Source organism: Streptomyces arenae, from assembly GCF_022343545.1.
GTDB classification, from domain to species: Bacteria; Actinomycetota; Actinomycetes; order Streptomycetales; family Streptomycetaceae; genus Streptomyces; species Streptomyces humi.
Map to the genome: position 1 here is coordinate 71,489 of NZ_JAKQYH010000068.1, position 13,190 is coordinate 84,678.

General features: G+C 70.3%; 11 protein-coding genes. 9 read left to right on the forward strand and 2 right to left on the reverse strand.

From position 1 onward, the window contains the following. Positions 1 to 164: 164 nt before the first annotated feature. From MB828_RS31330 to MB828_RS31355, 6 genes are all read left to right on the forward strand, one after another. Positions 165 to 1,688: a GMC family oxidoreductase gene (locus MB828_RS31330; RefSeq protein ID WP_301651113.1), complete on the forward strand. Its 1,524-nt coding sequence runs from the start codon at positions 165 to 167 to the stop codon at positions 1,686 to 1,688. Positions 1,689 to 2,158: 470 nt separating this feature from the next. After that, on the forward strand, positions 2,159 to 3,163 hold the full coding sequence (locus tag MB828_RS31335) for a DUF4331 family protein (RefSeq protein ID WP_301651114.1): 1,005 nt from the start codon (positions 2,159 to 2,161) through the stop codon (positions 3,161 to 3,163). Between the two features lie 94 nt (positions 3,164 to 3,257). Beyond that, the gene (locus MB828_RS31340; RefSeq protein ID WP_301651115.1) at positions 3,258 to 3,974 is read left to right on the forward strand and encodes a hypothetical protein; all 717 of its coding nucleotides are present in this window, start codon (positions 3,258 to 3,260) and stop codon (positions 3,972 to 3,974) included. Further along, positions 3,971 to 4,561, forward strand: a complete 591-nt coding sequence (locus tag MB828_RS31345; protein WP_301651116.1) for a cytochrome c oxidase subunit 3 — start codon at positions 3,971 to 3,973, stop codon at positions 4,559 to 4,561. Before MB828_RS31340 ends, MB828_RS31345 begins: the two co-directional genes overlap by 4 nt. Positions 4,562 to 4,564: 3 nt before the next feature. Then, positions 4,565 to 4,801, forward strand: a complete 237-nt coding sequence (locus MB828_RS31350; RefSeq protein WP_301651117.1) for a cytochrome C oxidase subunit IV family protein — start codon at positions 4,565 to 4,567, stop codon at positions 4,799 to 4,801. Positions 4,802 to 5,054: 253 nt separating this feature from the next. Beyond that, positions 5,055 to 6,338, forward strand: coding sequence for an MFS transporter (locus MB828_RS31355; protein WP_301651118.1), 1,284 nt, complete (start codon positions 5,055 to 5,057; stop codon positions 6,336 to 6,338). Positions 6,339 to 6,365: 27 nt separating this feature from the next. Here the strand turns inward: MB828_RS31355 and MB828_RS31360 are convergent, their stop codons facing one another. Together MB828_RS31360 and MB828_RS31365 are read right to left on the reverse strand one after the other, a co-directional pair. Further along, positions 6,366 to 7,040: a response regulator transcription factor gene (locus MB828_RS31360; RefSeq protein ID WP_301651119.1), complete on the reverse strand. Its 675-nt coding sequence runs from the start codon at positions 7,038 to 7,040 to the stop codon at positions 6,366 to 6,368. Beyond that, complete coding sequence (locus tag MB828_RS31365) at positions 7,037 to 8,305, reverse strand: PucR family transcriptional regulator (RefSeq protein WP_301651120.1); 1,269 nt, start codon at positions 8,303 to 8,305, stop codon at positions 7,037 to 7,039. Before MB828_RS31365 ends, MB828_RS31360 begins: the two co-directional genes overlap by 4 nt. A gap of 496 nt (positions 8,306 to 8,801) precedes the next feature. Here MB828_RS31365 and MB828_RS31370 point away from each other — a divergent pair, with 496 nt between their 5' ends. The 3 genes from MB828_RS31370 (at position 8,802) to MB828_RS31380 (ending at position 13,146) form a co-directional block, all read left to right on the forward strand. Continuing rightward, entirely contained in the window at positions 8,802 to 9,680 is an 879-nt protein-coding gene (locus MB828_RS31370) for a LysR family transcriptional regulator (protein ID WP_301651121.1), read from the forward strand. A gap of 213 nt (positions 9,681 to 9,893) precedes the next feature. Further along, positions 9,894 to 11,441, forward strand: coding sequence for a protein kinase domain-containing protein (locus tag MB828_RS31375; RefSeq protein WP_301651122.1), 1,548 nt, complete (start codon positions 9,894 to 9,896; stop codon positions 11,439 to 11,441). A 130-nt stretch (positions 11,442 to 11,571) separates the two neighbouring features. Continuing rightward, a complete protein-coding gene (locus MB828_RS31380; RefSeq protein ID WP_301651123.1) occupies positions 11,572 to 13,146 on the forward strand; it encodes a hypothetical protein in 1,575 nt (524 codons plus the stop codon). Positions 13,147 to 13,190: the final 44 nt, after the last annotated feature.

The window sequence follows — 13,190 nt, forward strand, 5'->3', positions numbered from 1 at the left end:
CGCGACGGGCCGTGGCCCGCAAAGCTCATTGGCAGAAGGAAATTGAGCTGAACAGAAGAGGTTTTGACGATGTGGCGTCGCGGCTTATTCGTGCCGGGGACGAGCACCCACCCGGGGCTCACGCTGCCGGGCCGCGCTTCCAGGCACCTGTAGGCGGGACAGAAATGACTGCCTATGACTATGTGGTCGTCGGTGGCGGAACGGCCGGCTGCGTTCTGGCGGCGCGTCTGTCCGAGGACGCGGCGGCGGAGGTGCTGCTCGTGGAGACCGGCTCGGCGCTCGGGCCGCCGGCCATGCACCTTCCGGTCGGGTTCCCGCTCACCCCGGCCAAGGAGATCCTCTGGTCACGCTGGACGACACCGCAGCGAGGGACGCTGTCGCGCAGGCACCACTGGCCCAGCGGAAGGGTTCTCGGAGGGTCGAGTTCGATCAACGCGATGATGCACGTCCGCGGGCACCGTGCCGTGTACGACGGGTGGGCGGACGACGGTGCGAAGGGCTGGAGCCACGCCGAGCTGCTGCCGTACTTTCGCCGGACGGAGACGGCGATGGGCCGCAACGCCGCCCTGCGCGGCGTCATCGGGCCGGTGTGGGCGGCGCCGACGACCCAGCTCGACGACGGGTCGTTCACCTTCCTCGACGCGCTCACCGAGGCCGGTCACGATCTCACCGACGACATCAACGGTGAACGGCAGCACGGCGCCTTCTGGTGCGACCTGGCGGGGGCGGGTGGCCGTAGGCAGAGCGCCGCGGACGCCTATCTCGTCCCGGTGCTCGACCGGCCCAATCTGCACCTGGCCACGGAGGCGGACGTCAGCCGCCTGGTGATCGAGCACGGACGCTGCACCGGCGTGGATTACACGTCCTTCGGCACAGTGGAACGTGCCAAGGCGCGCGGCGAGGTGATAGTGGCGGCCGGGACGGTGGGCTCCGCCCAGCTGTTGCTGCTCTCTGGTATAGGTCCCGCGGCACACCTGCGTGACGTCGGGATTCCGGTGCTGGCCGATCTCCCCGGAGTCGGCGCCAACCTGCACGATCACCTGCAGTGCCCGGTGGTCTTCGAGGCAGGGCGGCAACTGACCACCAGCCATGGTTTCAGTACGGTCGGTGCCCTGGTGCACACCGGCGCGACAGCCGTGCCGGACGTTCAGCTGATGCTGCTCGACGCTCCCGCGGACATCGCGGACGCCGGGACGCCCGAGTGCGGACACACGGTCGCCTTCGCCCACACGGCGCCCGCGAGCCGGGGAACGGTGCGCCTCAGGAGCTCGAACCCGGGCCGGCTGCCGTTGATCGATCCGAACTACCTCGCCGACAGCGCCGACGTGTCCGCCATGCTCGCGGCCCTCGGCATGGCGCGAGAAGTCGGCCGCATGCCCGCCTGGGGCCAGTGGGGTGCTCGGGAGACCGCTCCGGGAAAGGCAGACGACCTCGTCACCTATCTCCGCGGGAACGCAGCGAGCTTCCACAACCCCGTCGGCACGTGCCGCATCGGCATGGACGACCTCGCTGTCGTCGACCCGGACCTGAGAGTGCACGGCATCGACGGTCTGCGTGTCGCGGACGCGTCGGTGATGCCGTCCATCCCCAACACAGGAGTCAACGCGACTGTCCTGGCCGTCGCCGAACGGGCTGCCGACACCATCCGACGCGATGCACGACGGCCCCTGAACCCGAAGGAGCGGTAACCGTGAAGTTCTTGTGGCGCCTGGTGGACGAAACCCTCGTCGGTGCGGTGATCTACGCACTCACGTGCAGGCTGCCCCGCAGCTCGCCCCGTAGGGACGGCACGCGTGCGACGCGGCGCGGTCCCGTGTGAGCCGTCCCGGATTCGCTGACCTCCCGGCCGCGTCCAGAGCAGACAAGTGGGCTGATGCCGAAGCGGCATGCGGGCCCACCGGATAGGCATTGGCGACGAACGACCGCCCCGGGTCAGGATGTTCGACGTGACCCGCACCTGAGTGCGGCGATCGTCGCGCCGGAGTGCTGAACGAACACCCCGCCACGAGCGGCGCCGGGCCGATGGAGACGGCCGGTACCGCGGCGGCTTCCCCGGGTCGCGGAACCGCACCCCTCATGTGCTGTGCACACCACATCCGCCGAGCCGGCAGGGCTTTGCCGTGCCCTGTCCCGCTCTGCTCTCACGGAAGGCCGATCGATGTCCCACCACCAGGATTCAGCTGCCGCGAAACAGGACCCCCGCCTGGACATCAGCGATGTCTACCTGTTCAAGGGCCGGACCGGCACGGTCTTCGTCATGAACACCAACCCGGTGTCGGCCGACAAGGGCTTCCACCCCGAGGCGCTGTACGAGTTCCACATCGACACCGACGACGACGCGGTGCAGGACCTGACGTTCCGGTTCAGGTTCCTCGCCACCGAAGCGGACGGCCGGCAGGGCTGGGTGCTCGACCGGCTCACCGGTGCCGAGGCCGCCGACCGCGACGCCTCGGGAACCCTCGTGGCAACCGGCAGGACGCAGGAGATCGTCACCACGCCGGACGGCGTCAACGTCTTCGTCGGCCGGGCCGGGGACCCGTTCTACCTCGACGGCACCGTCGTCACGGCGGTCCTGACCGCGCTCCGGGACGGCACGGCGGTGGACCTCTCCGCGTTCGACCCGCAGCGGGCCTCGAACCTGTTCGCCGGCACCAACGTCACCGCCGTCGTCCTCGAAGTACCGGACGACCTCATCGGACCGGGGACGATCGGCGTCTGGGCTACCACCGCCCTGGACGACCACCACGGCGGCTGGCTGCAGATCAACCGGTGCGCGACACCGCTCGTCAGCACGCTGTTCGACGTCACCGAGGCCGGCTTCGACGACTACAACGCCACTGATCCACGCGATGACCTGGCCAACTACGGAGACCTCGTGCGCCGGAAGGTCGCGGGTCTCGTGGCCGCCAACGACACGCACGCCGACCCGCTGGGCTACGGCGCCGCGACGCGGGACGTCATCTTCCCGGACGTTCTGCGCTACCAGGTCGGGACCGAAGCCGACTTCGGCGCGAAGGCGCGCAACGGCAGAGGGCTCACCGAGTCCGCTCCCGAGGCGATGTTCGAGATCGTGCTGAACGCCCCCGTCCCCATGGGCCTGGACGCCGGCCACGCCACCGGGACGCTGCGCGCCGTGTTCCCGTACCTGAGCGCACCGGCCTGACGCCAGCGGGACGGCGGTCCCACCCTCACGTCCTCAGGTCCGCGCGGCGAAGCCCGCTCCGTACCCGCCCCTTCCGGAACCAGGAGATTCCACCATGTCCCGCCGAATCCTGATCGCCTGCGCGAGCTTCGGTTACCTGTTCATCGCGCTGTTCTTCGCCGCCCTGCTGATCGCCCACTGGATACCGCCGATGGCGCCGAGCTGGTCGGCGGAGCGGGTGGCGGCCTTCTACACGGACCACGCCGACTCGATCCGGGCCGGCCTCGTGGTCATGCTCGTCGGCGCCGTGACGACGGCACCCTTCGTCGCGGCGCTGTCGAGCCTGATCCGGCGGATCGACCCGCGGCTGGAGCCGCTGGCCGGCATACAACTCGTCTGTGGTGCCGCGAACGTGGCCGCGATCTTCGTACCGGTCCTGATCTTCACCGCGACGGCCTACCGGCCGGACCGCTCGCCCGACATCACGATGGCGCTCAACGACACCGCCTGGATCACCCTGGTCATGAACGCCTTCCCGGCGATCGGGCAGGCCACCGCGGTCGGAGTGGCGATCCTGGCCGACAGGCGCAGCACGCCGCTCCTGCCGCGCTGGGCCGCGTACCTGAACTTCTGGATGGCCTTCCTCTTCCTGCCCAGCATCCTGTTGACCTTCTTCAAGACCGGCCCCTTCGCCTGGAACGGCATCCTCTCGTTCTGGGTCGCGGCCGGCGCCTTCGGCGCCTGGTTCCTCGTCATGACGTCCCTGATGGTGCGGGCCGCGAAGCGGGTGGACGACGACCGGGTCCCGGCCGTCCTGGAACCCGCGGTATGACCGCCACCGTGGCCCGGACCGCGCACCCGGCGCCCCAGCGCCACCGCCACATTCCTGGCGAGGCGGGCCTCTGGGTCTTCCTCCTCGGCGACATGATCATGTTCTCGGTGTTCTTCGGCTTCATCGCGGTACTGCACGGCCGGTATCCGAGGATGTTCCGGGCTTCCCAGCAGGCCCTTCATCCGGACCTGGGACTCCTGAACACACTGCTCCTGCTGATCGCTTCAGCGCTGGTGGCTCGCGGGCTGCGGCAGCTGCGAGCCGGCGGGCCCGCACGGACCCTGCCGTGGGCGCTTCTGTGCGCGTTCGGGTTCGCCGCCGTCAAGAGTTCCGAATACGCGCTCGTGATCCACGGCGGACACACACCGGGCAGCAATGACTTCTTCATGTACTACTTCGTGTTCACCGGCATCCACCTGGCCCACCTGGCGATCGGAATGGGCGCGCTGACGTTCCTCATCGTCCTGTCCCGTCGGCCGGCGTTGAGCCGGGGCCAATTGCTGGCCGCCGAGGGAGCGGCCGCGTACTGGCACATGGTGGACCTGCTCTGGCTCGTCCTCTTTCCGCTCTTCTACCTGGTGGCGTGACGCATGTGGGTCTTTCCGGTACTCGTCCTGGCCACGCTGTCGAGCTGGCTGCTGGGCATCGAAGGCAGCACGTCGACCCTGGTCGGTTGCGCGGTCCTGGCGATCGCGCTGGTCAAGGTACGCCTGGTCGGGCTGCACTTCATGGAGCTGCGCGACGCACCGGCGGCCCTCCGCGGCGCCTTCGAGGTCTACGTCGGGGCCACGGGCGTCACTCTGCTCACGCTCTACCTGTTCCTCTGAATTCAGTCCAGGAAGTCCGTCAATGCCGATCCGGTATGGGCGGCGACAATATCGGCATTAGCGATATGGGGCGACTTCCTCGATAATTTTCCCAGCGACTCCCTTATGGGCGGGAGTCCACGAGCAGTGGAGGTGGAAAATGAAGAAGCAGCACTCCTGGTGAATTCATCGGCCGCTCCGGTACTTGTTCGGGTCCGGAGCGGCCGTATATTCCGCGCAATGTCCGCCATCGCGAGAAACAGGATCCATCACCTTGCGGGCCTCCCGTCCTTCGGTGCCGGCGCCGCTGCGCCGTGCCGCGTTCAGAAAGCTCTGGTCCGCCACCACGCTGGCCGCCCTGGGCGATGCCATCTCCTCGGTGGCCCTGCCGCTGGCCGCGATCGAGATCCTTGGCGCCGACGCCGTCCACAGTGCCGTCCTGTCGGCCGTGATCTGGCTCCCGAGCCTGTTCCTGGCCATACCGGCCGGTTCCTTCGCCGACCGGACGGGACACCACCGGGGACTCCTGGCCGGCGCCAATCTCCTGCGAGTCGCGGCGCTGAGCAGCGTGCCGGTCGCAACGGCCTTCGGTCTGCTCTCTCTCATCCAGCTGGCCGTCGTCCTGGCCGTCATCGGCCTGTGCTCGGTGCTGTCGAACGTCAGCGAGAGCGGTCTGTTCGCCACCACCCTGCCGCCCGAGCTCTACGTGGCCGGGCAGGCGGCCTCCTACACGGGCCGGACCGCCGCGATCCTGGCCGGACCTGCCATCGGTGGCCTCCTGGTCCAACTCGCCGGTGTACCCGCGGCGATCGGCGTGGACGCGGCCACCGCCGTCACGGCCGCCCTGTTCCTCCTCCGCCTGCGCCCGCTGGAGCACCGCCGGGAACCCGGCCCCCCGGAGAGCCGCGACCGTCGCCCGGGCCTGGCCTTCATCCGACGGAATCCGCTGATCAGGACGGCTCTCGCGGTCACCGCCACCGGCAACTTCTTCAACATGCTCTTCTTGTCGGTGCTCGTCTGGTACTACGTCCACCAACTGTCCCTTACCAGTGCCCAGATCGGCTTCGTGTTCACCGTGCAGGCCGTCGGCGGACTCGCCGGCGCGGCCCTGGCCTCCCGGCTCGCCCGGCGCATCGGCCTGGGGCGGATGCTCCTGGCCGGCTGCGTGCTGTCGCACGCTCCGCTCCTCGTGATCCCCGCCGTCGGCGCCACCGGAAGCCTCGTCCTCGCCCTGGTCCTGGCCTCGACCCTGCTGGGCGGCGTCGGCGAATCCGTCCAGGACATCTCCGTCGGCTCGGTGTTCGCGCTGGTGGTGCCTCCTCACCTCCGCTCGGCGACCCGGGGCGCGTACCAGACCGTGAGTTTCGGCCTCCGCCCGCTGGGCTCGGTCACCGGCGCCCTCATCGCCGCGACAGCGGGCATCCCCGTGGCGCTGTGGGCCGGCGCGATCGGCGGAACCCTCGCCTGCCTCTGGCTCCTTCCCTCACGCCTGCTGTCGTTCCGCGGTCAGGACGACCCGTCCGAACAGCCGGAAAGCGCCACCGCCCTCGCCTCATGAGGCAGAGCGGCGGCCCGCTGGGCCGGCTCATATGAGCTTGTTGCGGATGGCGTACGAGACGGCGTGGACGCGGTTGCGCAGTCCGAGGCGGTTGATGACTCCGTAGAGGATCTTCTTGATGTTGCGTTCGGAGTAGCACATCGTGTCGGCTATCTCGGCGAGGTCCAGCCCCTGCGCGACCAGCCTGAGCACGTCGATCTCCCGTGTGTTCAGGCCGGACGGCGTCAGGCCCTTCGGCAGCAGCACGTTGCGGTGGAGGCGGTCCGCCTGGTCGAGCAGTTCGCCCTGTACGGCGGACGGCAGCAGCGCTTCACCGGCGGCGACCGCCAGCACGGCACGGATCAGGGACTGCGGCCGCGCCTCGGCCTGCCAGAGCACGGCCCGGATCCCGCTGTGGGCCGCCACCGTCAGGTCGGCGTACCAGCCGTCGCTGACCACGAGCACGATCCGGGCCGGAGGCGGCATGGGCAGACCGCGCAGGGCCTCCAACGTGGAGTTGTCCGCGGTCCGGATCGCGGCCACCACGACGTCCGCCTCGCTCACCGTCGTGAGCGCCACTCCCGGTCCACGGCTCAGCCCGGCCGCCAGCCCGGCGTGGGTCACCGGGTCCGCGGCGTCCACGGCCACCGGCACCGAGGCCGTGGGAACCCGGCGCCGTGTCGGCACCAGCCCTGCCGGGGCTTCCGTCGGACGGGTTCTCATCGCTGCTCGCTTTCTGAGTAGGTGCCTGTTCGGCCGGTGCCGTCGGGCGCGGTCGACAGCGAGTGGTTCAGCGCGGATCGCGATCCGGCCGGTCGGGAGGAGACCCGCGCCCACCTGACCGCCAGCCACACCAGCGTGCGGTCGCCGTGTCTTTGCAGGTCGAGGCCGATGAGTTTCTCGATCTGCTTGACCCGGTACAGCAGGGTGTTGCGGTGCAGGTGCAGGGCGGCCGAGGTGGAGGCGCTGTCGAACTGCTTCTCGGCCAGGCAGGTGAGAGTCGCCGTGAGTTCGTCGTGGCCCCCGTCCGCCAGTGGGCCGAAGACCCGGCGGGCCGCCGCGTCGGCGAGTTCGGGCGAGCGAGCGAGAAGCAACTCGGGCAGGAACTCCTCGGTCCGGACCTGCCCGTGCCGCCGGGACCGCGATGCGACAACGACCAGCAGACGCAGGGTGTCGACGGCGGTCCGAAGGCCGGTCCGCCCGGTCGCCGGGCCCTGGGCCAGCAGCAGGCGTCGGCCGGCCATGAACCCGGACCAGTCGAACGCGGACCCGGTGACTCCGGAGACCTGGACGTCCTCGACGAAGGCCAGGGCTCCGGCGGTACGCAGGCGGGCCGCCAGATCGGCGCGCTCGGCAGGGACGGACCCGTCGAGCAGCACGACGAAGGGCATGTACGGGGGTGTCAGGTCGAAGCCGAGCCGAGCGGCACGCTCCTGGTCCTCCACCGTGACGGGCAGGTCGGCGCGGATGCGGTCGAAGAGAGTGCGCGCTCGGCGCTCGCCCTGTGCGGACGGCAGGTCGGCCTGGTCCGCGTACGCCCGCGTGAACACCCGGGTGACCAGGTCGAGGTGGCTGTCGAGGTACCGCCGTACCTGGTCGGTCCAGCCCGCCAGGTGTCCGCGGTCCTCCTCGGTGACCAGGCCGAGCACGGCGTCCCAGAAGACGCTCGCGGCCCGGAGATGGAGGAGCAGGCCGCCGTCCAACGGCTGTCCGGCGGCGGCGCACTCCCGCGCCTGCTCGTACATCTCGGACAGGACGTACGAATCCGGCGGTGTGCCCCTCACGATCCAGTGCAGGAGCAGGTCGACGTGCCGGCGCAGCGGGACACGGAGAGCGGAGGACCCGAAGTCGCGTGCAGGGCACCCGTGTTCGGGCGTACGGCGAAGCGCGGGTTCCATGCGCTGCACGACGGCGTCGGGGTCGATGCGTTCGAGGGCGGCGCGCAGGGCCGCGGTCGCGGCGGCAGCGCGCTCGGATCTGCCGGTCATGACGGACAGACACGAACCGGGGAGCGGACCGACCGCCGTGCCGTCCCGTCGTACGCCGTGGCGCCCGGGGTGTGTCCGGTGGACGGCGTGGCCCTGTCCCCGTGCCGGCGCAGTCCCATGGTGACTCCTCTCGTGGGGCACATCGGCCTCGCGGGCCGGACGTGGGGCGGATGGCCGATGCGCGCGTGCTCGTACGAGTGGCTTGCTCGTACGAGTGGACGGTCGTGTGACCGTGTCCGCGTTCGACGCGCGCGGGGTCCCGACGCCTCGCGGCCGCTCCCGGCCGACGGCGTGCGTGCCCCCTGCCCACGACGGTGGCCGGCCGCCTCGCAGGCCGGGCGGGCGACTCAACTGCTGTGACAGCAGGGGACGTTGTGATCCCGTCTTCGGTCCGTCCCATGGTGGACCGGTCGAGGGGGACCGCGCCAATGCCTATCTGTTCGATTCTGAAGCCGCTTCGGCATATGCCGTGATGGGCGCGGCTACGATGAGCCGCATGGATCTCGACATACGCCGGGTGCGCTACTTCGTGGCCGTGGCCGAGGAGTGCAGCTTCGTGCGGGCGGCGAGCCGCCTCTACATGACGCAGCCGGCGCTCAGCCGTCAGATCCGTGCGCTGGAGGAGGATCTGGGCGTGGTCCTGTTCCTGCGTGACCGGCAGGGCACCGTACTCACGCGGGCGGGACACCAGTTACTGGAGGACGCCCGGCCCATGCTGGCGATGGCGCAGGCGGTGCAGCAGCGGGTGCGGACGGCGAACCGGGAGGTGAACCAGTTCACCATCGGCTTCATGCCGGGTGTCATCGTCACGCCCATCGTGCGGGAGTTCGCCCGGATGGCGCCGCAACTGGACATCGAGGTCGTCCACACCTCGATCACCGACCAGGTCGACTTCCTGCTCGACGGGCGGGTCGACGTCTGTTACGTCCGACTGCCCCTGCCCGAGGGCATGTTCGAGGTGGTCCCGCTCTTCCCGGAGCCCCGTGTGGTGGCGCTGTCCAGTGAGCATCCGCTCGCGGAACTCAAAGCGGTGCACGTCGAGGACCTGCGGGACATGACCTTGCTGCAGGATCCGCGGGACGTACCGGAATGGCGTGGACGTCTCCCGCTGGACCCGGTGGCACCGCCGGGGGACGCGGGACGGTTCCCGGCGACGATCGAGGAATGCCTCCAGACCGTCGCCCTCGGCTCCGGGTGTCACGTCATGCCGGCCGGGATGGCCGGCTTCTACCGCCGTGACGACGTGGTCTACCTGACGCTGGAGGGCGTGGCACCGCGCATGGTCGCCCTGGCCTACTCCAAGCACCGGACCATGCCGGAACTGCTCCAGTTCGCCGAGCTCTCGCGCCGCATGCTAGGCCCGGGTCCGGACTGACGCACGGCCGTTCCGCGGCTTTGCGGGCCGGACGACGGGAGGGCCGTTGTGCCGGTGCCCAAAAAATCGAGATCGTGCTGGTCCGGCGCACGTTGTGCGTGGCCGCGTCACGCGTCGACACTGACACGCAGGCATCTGCGGTCGTAGACCCCGGCGTGCCGTCTCCCGGTCCGGTCGATCGTCGAACGGCAACTGCGCTGGAGTTCCGCCCTCATGTCAACACTCGTCACCGTCGGACGTCACCGCCTGCAACGCCTTCTGGGCTGCGGAGGGTTCGGCATGGTCTGGCTCACCCATGACGACCTGCTCGACGCCCCGGTCGCGGTGAAGGTCATGGCGGAGAAGTGGGTTCACCGGCCGGACCTACGGGAGCGTTTCCTCGACGAGGCCCGGCTGCTGCGCCAGGCCGCGTCGGACCGCGTGGTGCAGGTGTACGACCTCGGTGAACTGCCGGACGGACGGCCGTACTTCGTCATGACCTACGCCGACGGCGGCACGCTGGCCGACCGGGTGGCCCAGGGACCCCTGACCGTCGACCGGGCGCTGCGGTTCGCGGTGCAGGCCGCTCGGGGCGTGGCCGACCTGCACGCGGTCGGCATCGTGCACCGTGACATCAAGCCGTCCAACATGCTGCTCCAGACGGTGCCGGGCGGCCGTGAGCGGCTGCTGGTGGCCGATCTCGGCTTGGCCAAGAGCCTGGCGCACGCCTCGGGCCTGACGCAGGGCGTGGGATCACCCGGCTACATGGCTCCGGAACAGGTCCCGGAGGACCGGCTGGTCGATGTCGACGAGCGCGCCGACGTCTACGGACTGGGCGTGCTCACCTACGAGTTGCTGACCGGGAGCCTGCCGAGCTCGACGGAACGGCTCGACTGGCCCGGCCCGCCGCGCCCCCAGGTGCCGGCGGCGGTCCGGCGCGTGACGCGGCGTGCCCTCGAACCCGAGCGGGAGGGGCGCTGGGCCGATGCCGCCGAGTTCGCGGACGCACTCGAATCCGCCGGTGCCGCGACCGTCCGCGGCCGCCTGTCCCGAACCGCCACGACCGGCAGGGGCACCGGCGCCCGGCGAGTGGGAGCCGTACTCGCCGGGGCCGCGGTCCTCGTGACCGCGGGGCTGGCCACACGCGCGTCCTTCGTAGCGGACTCCGCCGTCGGCACGAAGCCCGGCACGGGGGCCGGCAGCACAGCGATCGCCCGGCCGTACGCGACCGCCTCGGCCCCGGCATCACCGCCCCGGCGTCGAGCGTCCACCGCGGCGGCTTCCTCGCCGTCAGCCGCACGGACCGCCGCGCCGCGGTCACCGAACCCCTCGGCGGGACGCGGCGCCGGGGCGACGCAGAAGACGACGCAGAAGAAGACGGAGAAGACGATCCCCGCGGGTGAGGCGACGGCCCCGGACCCGGGCGGGACGGCATCGGCCTCGCCCGAATGGACGACGTTGACCGTGCGGCACGACCAGGAGTTGATGCCGGGCGAGTCCTGGCGGACCAACCGGACGACCATGACGATGCAGACCGACGGCAACCTCGTCATCTTCGACGAGGACCACCACCGGCGCTGGTCCTCGGGCACCTCCGGCACCGGATACCGCGCCATCATGCAGGCCGACGGCAACCTCGTCGTCTACGACAAGGACACCTGGGGTGTCTGGAGCTCGGTCACCTCCGGGCACGACGGCGCCTGTCTGTACCTCGGTGCCGACGGTGACGTCAGCGTGGTCTACCAGGGCACCACCCTCTGGTCGGCCGGCACCCAGCACTGACCCGTCGGCGTTCGCGGCGGCGTGATCTTTCTTTGTCACACCTTGATCAGGTGTATCTCCTGGCTTGAACCACCGTGTGCGTGGCGTACCTATGATTGGCGAACTTGGGGGTTTCAAGGGGGAGTTGTCGATGGTGCTGCGAAGATCGCTTGCTTTCGCCGGGGTGGCCGCGCTGGTACCGCTGGTCGCGTCGGCCGCCTCCGCGCAGGCGGCGTCGGGCTCGCTGACGGTCACCACGCTGGGGCGGCACGGCGGGAAGGTCTCGACGACGGTCACCGTCGTCGCCGTGCCGTCCGGTCAGACGTACAGCGTCAAGTCCGGCAAGCGGATCAGCCTGCCGTCGGGGCGGTACCTCGCGATGACCGACATCTGGGAGCACGGCACGGACGGTCTCGGCACCGACACCATCGGCGCTCAGGTCGTACAGGTGTCGGGCAGCAAGTCGGTGACGCTGGACGCGCGTAAGGGCAAGCTGGTCAAGGTGTCGCTGGACACGCCCGCGGACGTGACGGACCCGCCGCGGATCAACGCGCAGGTGTGCGCCGCCACCGTCGGCACCATGCCCTCCGCGTTCAGCGCGGGCGGCTGGAACAACGAGGGCGCTCTCTACGCCATCCCGAACTCCTCCAAGCTGCTGCAGTTCGGGTACCTGGCGCAGTGGTCGGGCGACGACAGCTACGTCGCCGTGAAGAACACCACGGGCATCCCCACCGCGCCCGGCGGGTCGTTCAAGCGGTCGAAGCTGGCGACGATGCGTTTCTCCGTGCGCGCCGGTACGCAGCTGGCCCAGCAGAACGACACCGCGCTCCAGGCGGTGCCGAAGGCCGACGACTGCACGACCGACCTGACGGCGGCGGTCCGCGACGACAGCGCACCGTACAGCGCCACCGTCCATGTGACTCCCGGCACCTGGCAGCCGCGCGACGACGTCATCGCGGACAACGGCGACGACGTCGGCGGCGGTTTCCCCAAGGTGCGGACGTTGACGGCGGGGCAGAGCTTCACCCAGTCCTTCGGACGGGCCGCGTGGAGTCCCCTGCACTACCTGCCCCTGCTCGGGCAGAAGTCCGTCACCTTCCTCCCGGACGCCCTGATCGGCGACCCCGACGTCGGCGGCGTCTGGGCCGACCCGACGAAGGAGACGGTGGTCCTGACCAAGGGAAGCACCACCGTCAAGAAGAAGACCCTGACCGACTGGGGTTCCGGGGACGCCGAGTTCACCGCCGGCATCCGCTCGGCCGGCTGGTACCGCCTGACCGTCGACGCCCACCGTTACCGCCCGGGCATCACGTTCCCCGCCGGCATGCTGTCGCCGCGGACCACCCTCGACTGGCACTTCAAGGTGGCCGACCCGGACAGGGCGATGGTCGCGCCCGTCTTCCTCACCCGCTTCCTGCCGACCGGGCTCAACAGCCACAACCAGGCCGCGCCGAACAGCACCACGACGGTCGACGTCAGCGCCGGGCGCGGCTCCCAGGGCCCCGACACGAAGCTCACCAAGGTGACCGCCAAGTCCGTCCGCGTCTGGTCGTCCCCTGACGGCGGCAAGACCTGGAAGGCGGCGACCGTCAGGCACTCCGGATCGACCTGGCAGGCCTCCGTCCCCAACCCGGCATCCGGCGCCGTGGCCCTGCGCTCCGAGGTGACGGACTCCGCCGGGAACACCTCGGTGGAAACGGTCTACCGCGCGTACGCCATCGGCTGAGCGCGTTGCTCCCGTGACGTCCCGACGGCCCGCGGGTATGCCCC